The following is a 17,625-nucleotide window of genomic DNA, read 5'->3' as shown; positions in this document are numbered from 1 at the left end:
TGGAAGTAGTGTAAAAGGACGACCACGAATAAGCAAAATAGGTAATCAAAAACTACGAAATTTATTATTTATGTGCAGTTTTAATGCTTGTAAATATAACAAAGCATGTAGAGAACTTTATGAGCGATTAGTAGCCAAAGGGAAAAGCAAAAAATTAGCATTAATAGCAGTATGTAATAAGCTTTTAAAACAGGCTTTTGCAATTGCAAAATCGGGATTAATATATGATGATTCTTATAGAAGTACTTTAGTGAAAAATTAATGAGTTTTTACTTGTTTTTTACCACAGTACTTTGTTACAACCTTTAGCGATAGAGTAGAGTGAGTACGTTCTGAATAAAATCCGTTTAATTTATTTTTGAATCTGTATTTCAATAATTCTCAAAAAATATAAATCTTGTCTTTTTAGAAACAAATTGATTTTCACAAACAGACTTATTTCCGCAAGAGTAAATTCCTTAAAAGGTTTTGGTTTGACAAACTTGCTAAAGTTCCGCAAAGAAGCTAAAAATTCCGTTTGAGTGGATTCCGAGTTTTTTATTCAAATTCAGAATTTGAGTGAGAAATAATTCCGATGAATTAGGTTTTTTGAAATTCGGATTAAATAGGAGTTACAATTTTTGAGCTATTGGTTGTAACGGTTTTGTATAAGATTAGTTGCGTGGTTAAGCAACGACTTTAGCAAATACAAACCGAATAGAAAATCCGCGAGGATTTTCGTAAGTAGGCTCGTACCAAGCAATTAATTTTATACGTCTTAAGTTTACAATTCATTAAATTAGATAAATAAACAGAAAAGACAAAAGACAAAAGAGAGGAGTAAGGTTATTATATACGCAGAAGCCTAGACTTCGTCAACATTGAAAATCCCCTCTCTTTTCTACACAGATTTCGTACAGTTCTATGAGGCTTTAAGACCTCGCTTTTAAGTCGTTGAAACTCGCGTAGTATGTCCTTTCATAAAAAACATTTTATTATGAATAAAGATATTAAATATTTTGGGATTGACATTAGTCATTTAGTATTTGACGTTACTGATTCTGATGGTAATTACTTTGAGTTTAAAAACAATGAATTTGGTTTTAAAAAGTTCACAAAACTTTTAGATGACAATAGCCATTGCGTGATGGAGGCCACAGGTTATTATCATTACCAGTTGGCTTATCATTTGTTGGAATCCGGTATTAAAGTATCCGTAGAAAATCCATTATCAGTAAAACGCTTTATCCAAATGAAGTTATCTAAAGTTAAGACAGATAAAAGTGATTCAAAACTTATTTGTGAATATGCAAAACAGGTACAATTAAAACTATGGCAAGGCAACTCTAAAGATGAAATAGAATGTTTGCAAATGGTTAGACTCCTTTCTGTGTATAGAAAACAGAGTACGATGTTAAAAAACAAGATACATGGAGAATCCGTTTTAGGTAATCCAAGTAAAGTGGTTTCTATGTCTTTAAAACGCAGTTTAAAACAACTAAAAAAAGAGATTAAAGCTGTAGAAGATAAGTTGTTGGTTTTAGTAAAAGAAAATCATCAAGATCTGTTAACACGTTTAAAAACCATTCCAGGTATTGGTCCAAAAACAGCAATTATGTTGGTGGTTTTTACAGGAGGTTTTGATCGTTTTACAAGTGCAAGCGAATTATGTAGTTACACAGGATTAACACCAGTAATAAGACAAAGTGGAAGTAGTGTAAAAGGACGACCACGAATAAGCAAAATAGGTAATCAAAAACTACGAAATTTATTATTTATGTGCAGTTTTAATGCTTGTAAATATAACAAAGCATGTAGAGAACTTTATGAGCGATGAGTAGCCAAAGGAAAAAGCAAAAAATTAGCATTAATAGCAGTATGTAATAAGCTTTTAAAACAGGCTTTTGCAATTGCAAAATCAGGATTAATATATGATGATTCTTACAGAAGTACTTTAGTGAAAAATTAATGAGTTTTTACTTGTTTTTTACCACAGTACTTTGTTGTAATACGTTATTTTAATCTGTTAATATAATTTTTAAATTTTTCAAATAGTCGTTTTTCCTGCATTCTGAAAATAAACCAAAACCATAAGATAGAAATAGGAAGTAATAAATAAATCCATATCGGAAAATTTTCGCCAGCCATGTATCCACAAAAGAAAATAAATACAAAAACAAATAGTGCGAAATATAATTCAATTCGCATTTTTGTTTTCAATTCAATTCGAGTATTTCCATTTCCAGTCTCACTTAATTTCCCATAACCTTTTATTCCGTCAGTAGCTCCATGAAAACCATCGACAATTAATGTTCCTAATGAAATATTAGATAAAAACTTAATGTTATTTTGATCAATCCATTCCAATTTAAATTCACGTTCTCTTTTGAACCTTATCTTTTCTTTCAGTTCAGATATAGTTCCGTTAAATTCGATTGAGTCTTTTAATAGGATTTGGTCTATCACTTCGAGATTGGTTTTAATGCATTACAACGTGCTCTGATATCAAACGTTTCAATGTTTAATATCATTCGTTAAACGAAGCTAGCGATTTTTAAGTTTAGAAACAAACCAATTGTTTGAGTAATAACTATTAGTCATAGCATTTTTTTATTGGTGGAAAACACCAACAAATTTTAGAGTGTAAAAGTGTGAACAACAATTAGTAAAATAGGTAATCAAAAACTACGAAATTTATTATTTGTGTGCAGTTTTAATGCTTGTAAATATAACAAAGCATGTAGAGAACTTTATGAGCGATTACTAGCCAAAGGAAAAAGCAAAAAATTAGCATTAATAGCAGTATGTAATAAGCTTTTAAAACAGGCTTTTGCAATTGCAAAATCAGGGTTAATTTATGATGATTCTTACAGAAGTACTTTAGTGGAAAATTAATGAGTTTTTACTTGTTTTTTACCACAGTACTTTGTTGCCATTAGTTATTTCTTTCAATTAATTTTGATAAATATTCTTCAAATATACCAACACAGGTTTGGTCTTTTATTTCTATTGTTTCATTTCCAAACGATAAATAGTAATAAGTTGCTGGTGTACATCTTCTCATTGCTGAATTTAATAATCGCAATTTTTTTTCAAATATTATTAAATTATCAAGGTCTCTTTTATCAAGTTTAATTACTTTTTTTTCTTTAATTTTTTTTCCACTTCGTTCTTCAACATATTTATATTTTAGGATAGCACCATTTTTATTAGGAATAATTTTAATCTCTGTATCTGTAAACAAAAAACAACTACCTCCAGACAATTTTAATTTCCAATTCTTATTTTCCTCATGACTTTTTTCAATAAAGGTCTTAATTTCATAATCTTTCATTTTCTCGACACACAAAAATAGTTTTTGAGTTTTAGGTGTAATAAAAAATGTAGTATCTGTTTTCTGATTATAAATATTATTATATTCAATTTTGACTTCGTTTTCAGAAGTTTGAAACCTAAATAAATCATATTTAGATTTAGTAGATTGACTAATAACTTTGTGATTAGTCAATATTTCAAATTTAATTTCTGAAATATCACTATTCGAGTCCCTATCATTAATGCAGTCATATGCGATTAATTCAATTGTATTTTGACAAATTATTGAATTACTGCAAATAAGTATTAGTATTAATAGGGTTTTCTTCATAATTAATGGCAATGTGCTCAGATATCAAACGTTTCAATGTTTAATACCAATCATCAAACGAATCTACCATTTTTCAACTATAAAAACAAACCAAATTGTTTCCTGTATTTAACTTGCAAATAGAAATTTAAACACCCTTTAGTTGTCACTAAAACAGTTTTTTTTTAAAAGTAAGCTATCCCATAAATTTGCTGTACCTTTGGCGCTAATAAAAAGGATGACGCTATATGCTATTACGAGGTCATTCACCAAATACTATATATGTCATTTAAATCTTTAGGCTTATCCGAAGCCTTGCTAAAAGCTATTAGCAAAAAAGGATACACTACTCCAAGTCCAATCCAAGAAAAAGCCATTCCTCCTGTATTATTAGGAGTCGATGTGTTGGCTTCTGCACAAACAGGAACTGGTAAAACAGCAGGTTTTACACTGCCTTTGTTACATCTTTTATCCGAAAACCCAAAAGAAAGACACAGACCAATACGTGCTTTAATATTAACGCCAACGCGTGAGTTAGCAGCGCAAGTCTATGCCAATGTAAAGGAGTATAGTGAGTTTTTAGATATACGTAGTGCTGTTATTTTTGGAGGTGTAAACCAAAAACCACAAGCAGCAAATATACGTCGTGGTGTCGATGTTTTGGTTGCCACTCCTGGACGTTTGTTAGACTTAGAAAACCAAGGGTTATTGTCACTAAAACGTGTAGAAATTTTTGTTTTAGACGAAGCTGATCGTATGTTAGATATGGGTTTTTTACGCGATATAGAACGTGTAATGAAACTGATGCAAGGCAAACGACAAAATTTAATGTTTTCGGCAACCTTTTCTAAAGACATTAGAAAACTAGCAAATACGATTTTAAATAATCCTGTTCAAGTTGAGGTAACGCCAGAAAACTCTACTGTAGATGCAATAAGCCAAAAAGTCTATCGTGTTGCAAAAGGATTAAAAACAGGATTGATTATTAAATTAATTTCCGAAGGCAATTGGAAACAAGTTTTAGTCTTTACACGTACTAAGCATGGTGCTAATAAGCTGTGTAAAAAAATGATAAGTTCTGGTATTACAGCTGCTGCAATACATGGAAATAAGAGTCAAGGTGCGCGAACAAAAGCACTAGCTGGTTTTAAAAATGGAACTGTAAATGTACTTGTGGCTACAGATATTGCTGCACGTGGTTTGGATATTCCATTATTACCACATGTGGTTAATTTTGAATTGCCTAACATTTCTGAAGATTACGTACACCGAATTGGTAGAACAGGTAGAGCAGGAGCAAGCGGACAAGCGATTTCTTTAGTGAGTGCAGATGAAACTACGTTTTTAAGAGATATAGAAAAGCTAATTAACCAGAAAATTGAAGTTGAAATTGTTGAAGGGTTTGAGCCAGATCCAAATGCTTCGACTGCTCCAATAAAACAAGGACAAGGCAGAGGCAGAGGTCAACAATCTCGAAACAACAAACCTAAAAGCAAAGATTCTAGATCTAGCAGACAAGGCAGCTCTAACAGTGGCAATAGAAATAGAAATAAAAGTAGAGGACGCAACACCAAAAGAAGTAAAGGTTAGTTAATATGACAGAAGCTTTAAAGAGAAAAATGCTTGAGGTTTGTGATGCGAAAATTAAGCAAAAAGGGACAGATGTAGGCTTATCTTTTTATGCGTTTTTTAAAAACAAAAATGATACTCCAGAAGTGTTAATGGAAGCTGCCACTTGGTGGATACAAACGCATAAGTTAGACCATTTTGAAAAAGCAGTAAAAATTAAAGCTTTGATTAAGTAACAGTGTCATACTGAGCGTAGTCAAAGTGTTTATTAAGTATTTAAACAGTTTTTATTTCGCTCAAATAGGCATTTATATATTTATTATATGGAACAACAACCAAACAACCCACTTCATGGCATAAAGCTAGAACAAATTTTAACCGATTTGGAAGCACATTATGGCTGGGAATATTTAGGCTATAAAATTAATATTAAATGTTTTACAGATAATCCCTCCATAAAATCTAGCCTTAAATTTTTACGTCGTATGCCTTGGGCAAGAACTAAGGTGGAGCATTTATATTTAGACTATTTAAAGAAGAATAAAAAGTAGTTAATCCTCATCGTCTTCTTCAAATTCAATAACGTTAACATCAAATTCTGCTTCTGTAAACTCATCGCGACTCATCCAATATTCCGAAGTTGTTAGTATGTAAGAAGCGTCTCCATTTGGTTTTAAATCCCAAATAATACTTTCGGCTTCATCAAAAGCCTCTTGTCCTTGTAAAGCATCATTAAACAACCGTTTTATAACGTTGCTTTTTGCTAATGTAGCGTTTAAAGCCTGTAAGACAACGGCTTTAGTAACCTCTTTATTAGGCGAAATTTCAAATTCTACGAGAGTGGCTTTTGCACTTGGAAATGTACCATTAAAAGCTTTGTGTAGTAACTGATTGATGTTGTAGAGCTGATGATGCAAAGCGATATCTGCATATTCTTCAGAAATTTTATCTAATAGCATTTCATGCGAAATTTGCTCTATTTGATTTTCATTTAATGTATTTGAAAGTTTATAATCCAAAACAATAGCAGCTGCTTCTTCAGGCTCAAAATCTGAGATTGCCATAAACAGTAATTCCAACAACTCTTTTTCTGAAGCATCTCCAGCATCTTCAAATCCAAATTTATCTAATAATTGAATGTAATCATCTTTAGACCATGCATTTTCTAGCGCTTCAACAGTTTTTACACTGTTAATTATAATATGATATTTCATTGTATTTTGCTTTATTAAAATGTAACACAAATTGAGCGTTTTACCATCAAATTTTGGTTAAATAAAGCATAAAGTTTTAGTTGAAAAAAAAACGTTTTTAAACTTTGAAATATTTCTAAAAACGAACTTAAAAACTAGTATAGTTGATCTGAAGCTAGAAATGAAGATGAGCTTATTTAAGTTGCCTTAAGCCTTCGTAAATAACAATACTTACTGCATTAGCAAGATTTAAACTACGAATGTGTTCACTGTATAACGGAATTTTATAAAGGTGATTAGGATAGTCGTTAAGTATTGATTTTGGTAATCCAACCGATTCTTTTCCGAAGATTAAAAAGAGATTTTTTGTAAATGGTAGTTCCCAATGCGATTTTTTACCATGACTTGAAAAAAACGCAAAAGATTGGTCTTTGTTTTTAGTGAAAAAATCGGCTATAGTATCGTAATAAATAACTTCTAAGTGTTGCCAATAATCTAATCCAGCACGTTTTAAACGTTTATCCGATAATTCAAAACCAAAGGGTTTAACCAAATGCAGTCTGCTGCCAGACGCTAAGGCTAGTCTTCCAATATTACCAGTATTATTTGGTATTTCGGGTTCAAATAAAACAATGTTAAGCATCTTTTTTAGGAGTTAATTTTAAAATACCAATTCTAAGTAACAACACCCAAGGGAAGCCATGCATTACAACATCAAACCAGTCTTTAAGCTGCATGTTATGTGCACCACCAATAATCCATTTAATTTTGCCAAAAAGATGCGGTTCTGGATAAAAAGGCGCTAAGCCTAAAGTAAGACAAAGCACAGCGATAATTTTCCAGTCGTTGAGAAGTTTCATTAGTCTAATAAAGGTTTTCCAATATCGTTAATCTCATCAAAATTGTTTCCTTTTGGGTCTGGTCCATATTGGTTTGGTCCAACATTACCATTCTGAACCATTAAAATTAAAAACCAAATTCCACCTATATATGGTATAAATCTCACTAAATAATACCAACCTGTTTTACCTATGTCATGTAATCGTCGAGAGGCTAATGCCAATGCAGGAATAAATGTGGCTAGCATATAAAGTCCTAATGGAATAAAACCAATACCAGAGTCATTAAACTCCGCTACATAAGCACCAACAAAGGCTAGAGAAACAATAAAGATGATGTGAAAAAGGGTGAACATCCAATACTCTTGTCGTCTTGCTCTACCTGTAAAATTTGCGTAGTTATCTCTTATTACCTTTAAGTACCAATTCACTTTATAACTATTTTATAATTAAAAAAATCAAATATAAAATTAAAAACAAGAACACATAAAAAAACCTACTCTAAATTAGAGCAGGTTCTTTATCAATGTAAAAGAAAACTTATTTTTTCTTTTGTTGATCTTTTATTGTTTTTTCGTCAATATCAAAAGTATTAGTTTTCTGATTGACGTTCCCTGTTGGATTAGTCGGATTTGTTTGTGTTTTTGTCGTTTTAAATTTTTTATTATCTTCAATAATTCCCATAGTATTTGTTTTTAAATGTTATACCTTAATATAAGGAATTGGTATTAAAAAGCTATTAAAATTATCTTAAGATAGTGTTTAAAAAACGTTAAACCGTAAACTACTCAATCTCTGTTTTTCCTATGTCGTTTATTTCTTCGCTAGTAGGTACTTTAGGGTCTGGACCATATTGGTTAGGGCCAGTTTCACCTTCTGTAACTGCTAAAATAAAACTGTAAATTGGTATTAACATATACCAACCACTTTTACCAACATCATGCATTCTTCTAACTGAAACAGCTAACGCAGGAATTAAAATACCAAATGCGTAAATAACATAAATTATCATAAAAGCTGGTGTGTCTGTTGCTCCTGCAAGCATGCCAGAAATAAACATAGAACCATAAAGAAAGATAATATGGAATAAAAAGAACATCCAATATTCTTGACGTCTTGCTCTACCAGAGAAATTTGCGTAGTTATCTCTTACTACTTTTAAAAACCATTTCATAAATTTTAATTTTAAGTTAGTTAATGAGTGCCAAATATAGATTTTAATTTAAAATAGAGGTTGTAAATGCTTCAATTTTATTAACAGAGTTGTTTGATAAGTATTTTATAAAGGCAGAACCTATAATTGCGCCTTTAGCATTTTTAGTGGCTTGAGTAAAGGTTTCGTTGTTGGAAATACCGAATCCTACAATTTGCGGATTTTTTAAATTCATATCTGCAATACGCTTAAAATAAGCCGTTTGTTGATCGCCAAAACCAGAATTGCTTCCTGTTACACTGGCACTGCTTACCATATAAATGAAACCATTAGATATCGAATCAATAAAATGAATACGCTCATTAGAAGTTTGTGGTGTGATTAAAAATACATTTATTAAACCGTATTTCTGAAAAATGGACTTGTACTGTTCGTTATAGACATCTACTGGTAAATCAGGGATAATTAATCCATCAATCCCAATTTCATTGCATTTTTTGCAGAAGGCTTCCACACCATATTGAAGCATTGGGTTAAAATAACCCATTATTATTAACGGAATAGAAACTGTTTTACGAATGTCTTTTAATTGATTAAAAAGTACTTCTGTAGTCATTCCGTTTTTTAATGCTTGCGTAGAGCTGGCTTGTATGGTTGGTCCATCTGCTAAGGGATCACTAAATGGTAATCCTATTTCTATCATATCTACACCACTTTTTTCTAAGTTTTCGATAATAGTAACCGTATCGTTTAAACTTGGGTATCCTGCGGAAAAGTATATGGATAATAGCTTTTTATCTTCTTTTAATTTTTGGTTTATTCTGTTCATGTTTACTTCCCACGAAAGTGGGAATCTGTATTAATTAAACTTTAATTTTTTTTGCTAGACCTCATAGGTTTTAAAAACCTGTGAGGTCTTTAGAGTTGAGTTAGTGCGTTAAGGATTACTCTTTCATTTCTATTTTAAATATAGGTATTCGTGATTACTTCGTAGTTGAGGCATTTGTTGGAGCTCCTCGCAGAGAGCGACTGCCGAAAGCCTGACCCTTGTGGTAACGCCATTATTCTATAATTTAAAATAATAAATATAATTCTGTAAATCTTTATCGCCTCGACCAGATAAATTTATGATAACAATATCATCTTCTTTAAATTTTTTATAATCAAAAATCGCCAATGCATGAGAGGTTTCTATAGCAGGAATAATACCTTCTAATTGACTGAGTTCTAATCCTGCAGTCATAGCTTCATCATCTGTAATTGAAATAAATTCGGCACGACCAGTTTTATATAAATGTGCATGCATTGGTCCAACACCTGGATAATCTAATCCTGCCGAAATGGAGTAAGGCTCTGTTATTTGTCCGTCGTTAGTTTGCATCAATAAGGTTTTACTGCCATGGATAATTCCTTCTCGTCCTAAAACAGATGTCGCAGCACTTTCGCCAGAATGAATACCTTTTCCTGCAGCTTCGACAGCAATGAGTTTTACATCTGTATCTTCTAAATAATGATAATAAGCACCAGCAGCATTACTACCACCTCCAACACAAGCTACCACATAATCTGGTTTGTTTGTACCTTCCTTTTCTTTTAGCTGCCATTTGATTTCTTCGGAAACAACGGCTTGAAAACGTGCTACCATATCTGGATAAGGATGAGGTCCAACGACGCTTCCAATAATATAATGTGTGTTTACAGGATTATTTATCCAATCTCTAATGGCTTCATTTGTGGCGTCTTTTAGTGTACGACTTCCTGATAAAGCAGGTCGAACTTCTGCGCCAAGCATTTTCATTCTGGCAACATTTGGAGCTTGGCGTGCGATATCAATTTCTCCCATATAAACAATACACTCCATTCCCATTAAAGCGCAAACGGTTGCTGTTGCAACTCCATGTTGTCCTGCTCCAGTCTCGGCAATTATACGAGTTTTACCTAAGCGTTGTGCCATTAAAATCTGACCAATAGTATTATTGATCTTGTGTGCTCCAGTATGGTTTAAATCCTCGCGTTTGAGATAGATTTTGGTGTTGTGTTTTTTTGATAATCGCTTAGCGAAATAGAGTGGAGAAGGACGACCAACGTAATCTTTAAGTAATTGATCGAACTCTTTTTTAAAAGAAGGCTCTGCCATTATCTTGAGATAGTTTTGTCGTAATTCTTCTACGTTTGGATAGAGCATTTCTGGAATGTATGCACCTCCAAATTCTCCGTAGTAGCCTTTGTTGTTAATGTTGTATTTCATAATTCTTCTTATTACTGAGGAACATTCGCTTTCAAAACTTCATGCTTGAAGCTTCGCTTCGCAATTACGTTTTATCGCTCATTATTTCTGCAGATTGATATTTTCAATTCTAAGAATTGATTTGGGACATAACCTTTTGTAATGTTTTTACTTATTCCAATGTTCTTTTTCATTTTTGCTAACTCCTAACTCCTAATTTAGTTATGTAGAGCGAAGTATGGCATCTCTGTAAAAGATTCTTTACTTCGTTCAGAATGACATTTTAAACGCTTTTAACTTCTCTACCTTTTTTAATCTAGAGTTTGTTTCAAATTTACTATTTACATCTAATGCGTAACAAAAGGCTGCTTCTGGTTGTTTAAAAAATGATTTGATTTGATCTATTTCATTTAATCCAATGCCACCACTTAAAAAATAAGGTTTTATGGACGAATATTTTTTTAAAATACTCCAATCAAAAGTGTAACCATTTCCTCCTGGCTGCTTTCCTTTTGTATCGAATAAATAGTAATCACAAACCTCTTCGTAAGGTTCTAAACTATTAAAATCGAAACTGTCTTTTATAGAAAATACTTTTATGATTGTACAGTTTAAATCCTGTAATTGTTTGCATAATTCTGGAGATTCGTTACCATGTAATTGCACACCTTCTAAATTATGCTTGTTTACAATTCCTTTTATATAATCGAAAGTTTCGTTAACAAAAACACCAATTTTTTTAATGCTATCTGGTAACTCTGGAATACTACCATTAAAATAGCGTGGCGATTTTTTGTAAAAAATGAAACCCATAAACTCAGGATTTAGTTTTGCAACATCTAAGATGTTACTCTCCTTTTTCATTCCGCAGATTTTAATCCTCATCCTAACCTTCTCCTGAGGAGAAGGACCTGTTGAGGTGTTATGTTTTTCTTTTTTATTCATTATTCTATTATAAGAATTTGTCAGTTTATTTTATTCGTTTTAGTGAAAATTCTCTTCCTTTGGAGGAGTTAGAGGAGGATTTTATTTATAAATTGTTTAGCACTTTCTCCTGCATTATCCGTTTTCATAAAATTTTCGCCTATTAAAAAACCTTTATAGCCAAAAGGTTGTAGCTCTTTAATTGCTGAAATATTACTAATCCCACTTTCTGATACTTTTATAAAATCGTTTGGGATTAGTTCACTTAGTTTTTTGCTAGTTTCTAAGCTAACCTCAAAAGTTTTTAAGTTTCTATTGTTTACTCCTAACATATCTAAACTTGGCATTATCGATTTTTGTAATTCTTCTTCATTATGAACTTCGAGTAATACCTCTAAATGTAATTGTTTTGCTAATTCTGAAAATTGCTTGATTTCTGTTTGAGTTAAGATGGCAGCAATTAGTAAAATAACATCTGCTCCATAGGCTTTAGCTTCTATAATTTGATACTCGTCTATAATAAATTCTTTTCGCAATAATGGTAAGTTACAGCTTGCTCTGGCTGTTAATAGATCGTCGAGACTTCCACCAAAATATTTTCCATCGGTTAGAACAGACATGCCGCAAACACCTGCGTTTTCATAGCCTTTAGCGACATCAAAAACGTTTAGGTTATGATTTATTACTTGTTTTGAAGGTGAGCGTCTTTTATGTTCTGCGATGATTCCTGTGTTGCTTTCTTTTAGTTTTTTTGCTAAGGAAATAGTTTCTCTTTTAAATAAAATAGATTGCTCTAGTTGTTTAATTGGAATGAGTTGTTTGCGAAGGTTAACTTCGATGTGTTTGTCTGTTACTATTTTTTGTAATATATCCATTCTGTTTTATTTCTATTCATTTTGCCTTGATGCAAAACGAACCAAAAGTTCAAGACCAAGCCAAGGAATTTTTTATCCCGATAACTATCGGCATGAATACCGATTTGAAAATTTCGCGTCGAACGTTGTTCTCATGTTCTTGAAACTTTTCTTCATCTCTTCTTCGTCTTGGCGTTCAATTCTCCGAATTGATTTGGGACATGAACTTTAACTGTGTTTTTTCTTAATTCTAAGTTATTTTTCATTTTTGCTAACTGCTCAACTCAATCAATCGCTCCAAACTTGCTTTTGCTCTTCCACTTTCTAGACTTTCTTTTGCTAATTGAAATCCGTCTTGATGTGATATTTTATTTACTGTTGCTATGGCTAATCCAGCATTTGCACAAACGACGTTGTTTTGAGCAGCTGTACCTTTTCCTTCTATAATGTTTTTGAAGATTTTAGCAGCTTGTTTAACTGTTGAGCCTCCAAAAATTTCAGACTGTTGTATTTGCTCTACTCCTAAATCCGATGGGTTTAGCATGGTTTCAGATGTATTTGAAATGATTTTTGTATTTCCTGTTAAAGAAATTTCGTCATAACCATCTAAAGCATGAACTATACTGTAGTTTTTGTCTGTGTTTTGATAGAGATAACCATAAATACGTTGTAATTCTAAATTAAAAACACCAACCATTTGGTTTTTTGGAAAGGCAGGATTTACCATTGGACCTAACATGTTAAAAAACGTTTTTACACCTAAATCTCGTCTAATTGGTGCCACGTTTTTCATTGCTGGATGAAATAAAGGCGCATGCATTACGCAGATTCCTGCTTTATCTATTGCGTGTTTTAGTTTATCAACATCATTAGTAAATGTTACACCTAAGGCTTCCATAACATTTGAGGATCCAGATGCTGAAGAGACACCATAATTTCCATGTTTTGCAACTTTTACTCCAGCTCCTGCAGTAATAAACGAGGATAAGGTTGAGATGTTAAAAGTGTCTTTTCCGTCGCCTCCTGTTCCGCATAAATCAATGGCATTGAAATTAGATAAATCCACAGGAATACACAATTCTAATAATGCGTCTCGAAAACCTTGAAGCTCTTCTATAGTGATACTTCGCATCATGTAAACGGTTAAAAAGGCTGCTATTTGATTTTGGTTATATAGTCCTTCGGAAATATTTACCAATACGTTTTTTGCTTCTTCAGTGGAGATGCTTTCTTGGTTTATTAATCTGTTTAGTATTTGTTTCATATTTACATCCCACGACAATGGGAATCTTTTTTATTAATTTTTTTCTCTGTTCATTTTGCCTTGATGCAAAACCCTTAGACTGCGCTCAGGATAAACCAAGCCAAAAAATCATGTTGAAATAAGGAATTACTCACGTCATTTAATTTTTTTATTTCGGTATTCATGACTGTTGTGCATTTGCTAGAGCACCATTCACTTTCTGAATTACGTGCTTTAAGTTTTGCTTTGTATCTCCATTCTTTCGCTCATTATTATTGCATTTCAAGATTCCGACTTTGTCGGAAAAAGGGACTCGATTTTTATAATATTTTATTTTTCTAATAAAGTTATATTTCATTTTTGCTAACTGCTAACTGCTAACTGCTAACTGCTAACTGCTAACTGCTAACTTTTTACCCAATTCTCTAAAATTTGTTTCCCATTTGGCGTTAACACGCTCTCAGGATGGTATTGTACACCTTTAACATCGTAAAATCTATGTCGCAAGGACATGATTTGTCCATTCTCATCGAAAGAAGTCGCTTCTAACTGCTCAGGTAAATTAGGGTTTACAACCCAAGAGTGGTAACGTCCTACTTCAAAAGTTTTATCCATATTATTAAAAAGTGCTTCGTCATTTACAATAATATTCACTTTTGTTGCTACACCATGATAGACTTCATCTAAATTAACAAGCGAACCTCCAAATACTTCTCCAATAGCTTGCTGGCCAAGACAAACACCTAATATGCTTTTTGTTGGAGCATAGTGTTTGATGATGGCTTTTAGTAATCCTGCTTCGTCTGGAATTCCTGGTCCTGGAGAGAGCACAATTTTATGGAAAGCGTCAACGTCTTCCAGAGTTAATTTGTCGTTTCGTTTTACGGTTACTTCACAATTTAAGTCTTCTAAATAATGAACCAAATTGTAAGTAAAACTGTCGTAGTTGTCTATTACTAATACTTTCATAATAATGCCTGCGAAAGCAGGTATCTATTTGTTAAACTGTATTCCTGCAAAGGCAGGAATCTTTTTTTTTTAAATTATCTTCCTTTTTTAAAGTAGGAGTGGATTTGTTATTGGAACTTTTCTCCTTGGCATTCAATTCTCTGAATTTATTTGGTACATGAATTTTAGTTATGCTTTTGTTCTTATCCCAATGTTACTTTTTATTTTTTGCTAACTGCTAACTGCTAACTGCTAACTGCTAACTGCTAACTGCTAACTAAATCTCCTCTGCCATTTCAATGGCTTTTGTTAAGGCTCCTAATTTATTATAAACTTCTTGCAATTCATTATCTGGATTTGATTTGGAAACCAAACCTGCTCCTGCTTGCCAGTGTAATTTATGGTTTTTACTCATAAACGTTCTAATCATAATTGCGTGATTATAATTACCATTAAAATCCATAAAGCCAATTGCACCACCATAGAATGCTCTGCTTGTTTTTTCATACATTTCTATTAGTTGCATGGCATTGTGTTTTGGTGCACCACTTAGTGTTCCTGCAGGAAAAGTATCTGCAACCACTTGCATGGTTTGTGTGTTTTTGTGCACTTTCCCTGTTACTTTACTCACCAAATGTATGACATGCGAAAAAAACTGTGCTTCTCTGTAGGTTTCTACTTTTACTTCGCTTCCGTTTCGGCTTAAGTCGTTTCTGGCTAAATCAACTAGCATTACATGTTCGGCATTTTCTTTATCGTCATTAGCTAATTTTTTGGCTAATCGTTGATCTTCTTCATCGTTACCAGAGCGTTTAAATGTTCCTGCAATGGGATGAATTTCGGCAATTCCATTATTGACTACGAGTTGAGCTTCTGGCGAGCTTCCAAAAATTTTAAAGTTCCCATAGTCGAAATAAAACAGGTAAGGTGAAGGATTTATACTTCGTAATGCACGATACACGTTAAACTCGTCACCTTTAAAGCTTTGTGAGAATTTTTTAGAGAGCACTAATTGGAAAACGTCACCTCTTGCGCAATGTTTTTTTGCTAGTTTTACGTGTTCTTTATATTCGCTATCTGTTAAATTAGATTCAATTTCGGAGTCTTTTTTAAAATTGTAAGTGGTAAAGTTTTTTGAATTTATAAGTTGTAAAACTTCGTCTATATTATTTTCTGCTTCAAAACAATGTGCAAAAATATACGCTTCGTTTTTAAAGTGATTTATAGCTATAATGTTTTGATAAACTGCATAATAAATATCTGGAATATCTAAAGAGTTTGGTTTTTTACTAATCTGAATATCTTCAAAATACTTAACGGCATCATAAGCTGTGTAACCAAAAATACCGTTATTAATAAATTTAAATTCTTCGACTGAATTTACTTTAAAACGTTTGGTGAACTTGTGGATTTCTTCGGTTACAGAAATATTTAAGGCGTTGTTCGTTTTTGAACTTCCATCAGGATAGTTTTGTTTAATGTTATCGTTATTTACTTCTATAGAGGCGATTGGATTAAAGCAGATGTACGAGAAACTGTTGTCGTTAGCGTGGTAATCACTACTTTCTAACAAAATACTGTTAGGGTACTTGTCTCTAATTTTTAAGTAAATACTAACAGGTGTTATTGTATCTGCTAATATTTTTTTATAATGTGTGTAAAGGCTGAAAGTCTTCATAAAAATTTTTAAAAATGAAAAGGCTTGTCGTGAGACAAGCCTTTTTGTATAGTTAATTAAATACGTATAGCGTTAGTTCACGAGTTTTGATTTTCGAGAATTCCACCACCAAGTTGTATTTAAGTTTGTGTTCATTTAGTTGTTTTAAAAATATACTATTGTAAGCTTCAAATATAGAACGCTTTAATTTATTATCAAAATTATTTCAATTAAATAAAAAGAGTTATCATAAAGTAAAACAAATTTGTGTTAAATATAATTTGTTTTGTTATGTATTTAATATTTTTATAAAATGAAGCAGCTATTATTAGTGTTTATATTTAGTCTTGTAACACTACATATTAATGCACAAAGCGATGCATTAAAAGTATATGATTATACTGGATTAGAGTCCTATTTAAATAAAACAGACGACACAGTATATATTATTAATTTTTGGGCAACTTGGTGCGCACCTTGTGTAAAAGAGTTACCTGCTTTTGAAAGAATTAATAAAGAATACACCAATAAAGTGGAAGTGATTTTGGTTAGTTTAGACTTCCCAAAACAATACGAAACACGTTTAATACCTTTTATAAAAAATAAAAAATTACAGTCTGAAGTAATAGTATTGAATGATGTAGATTCCAATAGTTGGATACCTAAAATTAGTGAAGACTGGTCTGGAGCAATACCAGCAACATTAATTTATAATAAAAATAAGCGTATATTTTACGAACAGTCTTTTGACTACGAGTCGCTTAAAAAAGAACTAAAACAATTTTTAAATTAGAGATTATGAAACGATTAATTAAAACATTTTTATTGGCAACAGTAATACTAGCCATTAGTGCATTCTCTTCGAATACAGAAAAAGAAGGCTATAGAATTGGAGATGTTGCTACGGATTTTAAATTAGAAAACATAGATGGAAAGATGATGTCGCTGGCCGATTTGGAAGATGCTAAGGGTTACATCGTTATTTTTACTTGTAACACGTGTCCTTACGCAGTAGCTTATGAGGATAGAGTGGAGGCATTAAATAAAAAATATGCTGAAAAAGGATTTCCTGTAGTTGCTATTATGCCAAATAATGTAAAAGTTAAACCAGGAGATAATTTAAAAGAAATGGCTAATAGAGCTAAAGAAAAAGGGTTTACTTTTCCTTATTTAATAGATAGAGATCAAGAAATTTATCCTCAATATGGTGCAACAAAAACGCCTCATGTATTTGTGTTATTAAAAACAGATAAAGGTAATGTTGTTAATTATATTGGAGCTATAGACGATAATTACCAAGATGAAAAAGAAGTAAAGGTTAAATATGTAGAAGATGCTGTAGATGCTTTATTGAAGGGAAATCCTGTAGAATTACAAGAAACAAGAGCAATTGGATGCTCTATTAAAGTGTAAG

At 32.0% G+C, this 17,625-nt stretch carries 21 protein-coding genes and 2 pseudogenes; 8 read left to right on the top strand and 15 right to left on the bottom strand.

The annotated features are described in order from the left end of the window. Both ACVC5O_RS02540 and ACVC5O_RS02535 read left to right on the top strand, forming a co-directional pair. Window positions 1-262, top strand: a 262-nt coding sequence (locus tag ACVC5O_RS02540) for a transposase (RefSeq protein ID WP_452219416.1), incomplete at its 5' end; no start/stop codon positions are given. 714 nt (window positions 263-976) lie between these two features. Further along, a pseudogene (locus ACVC5O_RS02535) lies at window positions 977-1,948 on the top strand (IS110 family transposase). A 44-nt stretch (window positions 1,949-1,992) separates the two neighbouring features. On the opposite strand, the gene ACVC5O_RS02530 reads toward ACVC5O_RS02535, so the two are convergent. Then, window positions 1,993-2,445: a hypothetical protein gene (locus ACVC5O_RS02530; protein ID WP_452219893.1), complete on the bottom strand. Its 453-nt coding sequence runs from the start codon at window positions 2,443-2,445 to the stop codon at window positions 1,993-1,995. Window positions 2,446-2,640: 195 nt separating this feature from the next. On the opposite strand from ACVC5O_RS02530, the pseudogene ACVC5O_RS02525 reads away from it, so the two are divergent. Further along, window positions 2,641-2,874 (top strand): annotated as a pseudogene (locus ACVC5O_RS02525) (IS110 family transposase); the annotation flags it as partial. Between the two features lie 40 nt (window positions 2,875-2,914). Here the strand turns inward: ACVC5O_RS02525 and ACVC5O_RS02520 are convergent. Further along, window positions 2,915-3,625: a hypothetical protein gene (locus ACVC5O_RS02520; RefSeq protein WP_452219892.1), complete on the bottom strand. Its 711-nt coding sequence runs from the start codon at window positions 3,623-3,625 to the stop codon at window positions 2,915-2,917. 261 nt (window positions 3,626-3,886) lie between these two features. On the opposite strand from ACVC5O_RS02520, the gene ACVC5O_RS02515 reads away from it, so the two are divergent. The 3 genes from ACVC5O_RS02515 (at window position 3,887) to ACVC5O_RS02505 (ending at window position 5,724) form a co-directional block, all read left to right on the top strand. Then, window positions 3,887-5,194: a DEAD/DEAH box helicase gene (locus ACVC5O_RS02515; RefSeq protein ID WP_452219891.1), complete on the top strand. Its 1,308-nt coding sequence runs from the start codon at window positions 3,887-3,889 to the stop codon at window positions 5,192-5,194. Window positions 5,195-5,199: 5 nt separating this feature from the next. Further along, window positions 5,200-5,409, top strand: a complete 210-nt coding sequence (locus tag ACVC5O_RS02510; RefSeq protein ID WP_452219890.1) for a DUF6500 family protein — start codon at window positions 5,200-5,202, stop codon at window positions 5,407-5,409. 87 nt (window positions 5,410-5,496) lie between these two features. Further along, complete coding sequence (locus tag ACVC5O_RS02505) at window positions 5,497-5,724, top strand: VF530 family protein (RefSeq protein ID WP_452219889.1); 228 nt, start codon at window positions 5,497-5,499, stop codon at window positions 5,722-5,724. Here ACVC5O_RS02505 and ACVC5O_RS02500 read toward each other — a convergent pair whose 3' ends face one another. From ACVC5O_RS02500 to ACVC5O_RS02440, 13 genes are all read right to left on the bottom strand, one after another. Next, window positions 5,725-6,387: a hypothetical protein gene (locus tag ACVC5O_RS02500; RefSeq protein ID WP_452219888.1), complete on the bottom strand. Its 663-nt coding sequence runs from the start codon at window positions 6,385-6,387 to the stop codon at window positions 5,725-5,727. It abuts the gene before it with no gap. Between the two features lie 172 nt (window positions 6,388-6,559). Next, window positions 6,560-7,009, bottom strand: coding sequence for a tRNA (cytidine(34)-2'-O)-methyltransferase (locus tag ACVC5O_RS02495; protein WP_452219887.1), 450 nt, complete (start codon window positions 7,007-7,009; stop codon window positions 6,560-6,562). Next, window positions 7,002-7,226: a hypothetical protein gene (locus ACVC5O_RS02490; RefSeq protein WP_452219886.1), complete on the bottom strand. Its 225-nt coding sequence runs from the start codon at window positions 7,224-7,226 to the stop codon at window positions 7,002-7,004. The genes ACVC5O_RS02495 and ACVC5O_RS02490 overlap by 8 nt, the downstream gene beginning before the upstream one ends. Continuing rightward, window positions 7,226-7,636, bottom strand: a complete 411-nt coding sequence (locus tag ACVC5O_RS02485) for a DUF805 domain-containing protein (RefSeq protein WP_452219885.1) — start codon at window positions 7,634-7,636, stop codon at window positions 7,226-7,228. Before ACVC5O_RS02485 ends, ACVC5O_RS02490 begins: the two co-directional genes overlap by 1 nt. A 109-nt stretch (window positions 7,637-7,745) precedes the next feature. Next, window positions 7,746-7,889, bottom strand: a complete 144-nt coding sequence (locus ACVC5O_RS02480) for a hypothetical protein (RefSeq protein WP_452219884.1) — start codon at window positions 7,887-7,889, stop codon at window positions 7,746-7,748. Between the two features lie 100 nt (window positions 7,890-7,989). Next, window positions 7,990-8,379, bottom strand: coding sequence for a DUF805 domain-containing protein (locus ACVC5O_RS02475; RefSeq protein WP_452219883.1), 390 nt, complete (start codon window positions 8,377-8,379; stop codon window positions 7,990-7,992). 43 nt (window positions 8,380-8,422) lie between these two features. Next, window positions 8,423-9,187 carry a tryptophan synthase subunit alpha gene (gene trpA / locus ACVC5O_RS02470; RefSeq protein WP_452219882.1) on the bottom strand — a complete coding sequence of 255 codons (765 nt, stop codon included), beginning with the start codon at window positions 9,185-9,187 and terminating at the stop codon, window positions 8,423-8,425. A 237-nt stretch (window positions 9,188-9,424) separates the two neighbouring features. Beyond that, complete coding sequence (gene trpB / locus ACVC5O_RS02465) at window positions 9,425-10,606, bottom strand: tryptophan synthase subunit beta (protein ID WP_452219881.1); 1,182 nt, start codon at window positions 10,604-10,606, stop codon at window positions 9,425-9,427. 249 nt (window positions 10,607-10,855) lie between these two features. Continuing rightward, window positions 10,856-11,530, bottom strand: coding sequence for a phosphoribosylanthranilate isomerase (locus ACVC5O_RS02460; RefSeq protein WP_452219880.1), 675 nt, complete (start codon window positions 11,528-11,530; stop codon window positions 10,856-10,858). Between the two features lie 68 nt (window positions 11,531-11,598). After that, the gene (trpC, locus tag ACVC5O_RS02455; RefSeq protein WP_452219879.1) at window positions 11,599-12,384 is read right to left on the bottom strand and encodes an indole-3-glycerol phosphate synthase TrpC; all 786 of its coding nucleotides are present in this window, start codon (window positions 12,382-12,384) and stop codon (window positions 11,599-11,601) included. A gap of 250 nt (window positions 12,385-12,634) precedes the next feature. Further along, window positions 12,635-13,627: an anthranilate phosphoribosyltransferase gene (gene trpD / locus ACVC5O_RS02450; protein ID WP_452219878.1), complete on the bottom strand. Its 993-nt coding sequence runs from the start codon at window positions 13,625-13,627 to the stop codon at window positions 12,635-12,637. 384 nt (window positions 13,628-14,011) lie between these two features. After that, window positions 14,012-14,578 carry an anthranilate synthase component II gene (locus ACVC5O_RS02445; protein ID WP_452219895.1) on the bottom strand — a complete coding sequence of 189 codons (567 nt, stop codon included), beginning with the start codon at window positions 14,576-14,578 and terminating at the stop codon, window positions 14,012-14,014. Window positions 14,579-14,831: 253 nt separating this feature from the next. Next, the gene (locus ACVC5O_RS02440; RefSeq protein WP_452219877.1) at window positions 14,832-16,232 is read right to left on the bottom strand and encodes an anthranilate synthase component I family protein; all 1,401 of its coding nucleotides are present in this window, start codon (window positions 16,230-16,232) and stop codon (window positions 14,832-14,834) included. A gap of 292 nt (window positions 16,233-16,524) precedes the next feature. On the opposite strand from ACVC5O_RS02440, the gene ACVC5O_RS02435 reads away from it, so the two are divergent. Further along, a complete protein-coding gene (locus ACVC5O_RS02435; RefSeq protein ID WP_452219876.1) occupies window positions 16,525-17,004 on the top strand; it encodes a TlpA family protein disulfide reductase in 480 nt (159 codons plus the stop codon). 5 nt (window positions 17,005-17,009) lie between these two features. Further along, on the top strand, window positions 17,010-17,624 hold the full coding sequence (locus tag ACVC5O_RS02430; protein WP_452219875.1) for a thioredoxin family protein: 615 nt from the start codon (window positions 17,010-17,012) through the stop codon (window positions 17,622-17,624). The last annotated feature ends 1 nt before the right edge of the window (window position 17,625 follow it).

This window comes from Lacinutrix salivirga, from assembly GCF_053604675.1.
This window is presented reverse-complemented; position numbering and strand designations above follow the sequence as displayed.

Coding starts and splice junctions, on each gene's coding strand:
- ACVC5O_RS02515 (WP_452219891.1), top strand. CDS start 3,887: ATGTCATTTAAATCTTTAGGCTTATCCGAAGCCTTGCTAAAAGCTATT.
- ACVC5O_RS02430 (WP_452219875.1), top strand. CDS start 17,010: ATGAAACGATTAATTAAAACATTTTTATTGGCAACAGTAATACTAGCC.
- ACVC5O_RS02460 (WP_452219880.1), bottom strand. CDS start 11,530: ATGAATAAAAAAGAAAAACATAACACCTCAACAGGTCCTTCTCCTCAG.
- ACVC5O_RS02510 (WP_452219890.1), top strand. CDS start 5,200: ATGACAGAAGCTTTAAAGAGAAAAATGCTTGAGGTTTGTGATGCGAAA.
- ACVC5O_RS02435 (WP_452219876.1), top strand. CDS start 16,525: ATGAAGCAGCTATTATTAGTGTTTATATTTAGTCTTGTAACACTACAT.
- ACVC5O_RS02495 (WP_452219887.1), bottom strand. CDS start 7,009: ATGCTTAACATTGTTTTATTTGAACCCGAAATACCAAATAATACTGGT.
- trpC (WP_452219879.1), bottom strand. CDS start 12,384: ATGGATATATTACAAAAAATAGTAACAGACAAACACATCGAAGTTAAC.
- ACVC5O_RS02475 (WP_452219883.1), bottom strand. CDS start 8,379: ATGAAATGGTTTTTAAAAGTAGTAAGAGATAACTACGCAAATTTCTCT.
- trpB (WP_452219881.1), bottom strand. CDS start 10,606: ATGAAATACAACATTAACAACAAAGGCTACTACGGAGAATTTGGAGGT.
- ACVC5O_RS02520 (WP_452219892.1), bottom strand. CDS start 3,625: ATGAAGAAAACCCTATTAATACTAATACTTATTTGCAGTAATTCAATA.
- ACVC5O_RS02480 (WP_452219884.1), bottom strand. CDS start 7,889: ATGGGAATTATTGAAGATAATAAAAAATTTAAAACGACAAAAACACAA.
- trpA (WP_452219882.1), bottom strand. CDS start 9,187: ATGAACAGAATAAACCAAAAATTAAAAGAAGATAAAAAGCTATTATCC.
- ACVC5O_RS02490 (WP_452219886.1), bottom strand. CDS start 7,226: ATGAAACTTCTCAACGACTGGAAAATTATCGCTGTGCTTTGTCTTACT.
- ACVC5O_RS02505 (WP_452219889.1), top strand. CDS start 5,497: ATGGAACAACAACCAAACAACCCACTTCATGGCATAAAGCTAGAACAA.
- ACVC5O_RS02500 (WP_452219888.1), bottom strand. CDS start 6,387: ATGAAATATCATATTATAATTAACAGTGTAAAAACTGTTGAAGCGCTA.
- ACVC5O_RS02440 (WP_452219877.1), bottom strand. CDS start 16,232: ATGAAGACTTTCAGCCTTTACACACATTATAAAAAAATATTAGCAGAT.
- trpD (WP_452219878.1), bottom strand. CDS start 13,627: ATGAAACAAATACTAAACAGATTAATAAACCAAGAAAGCATCTCCACT.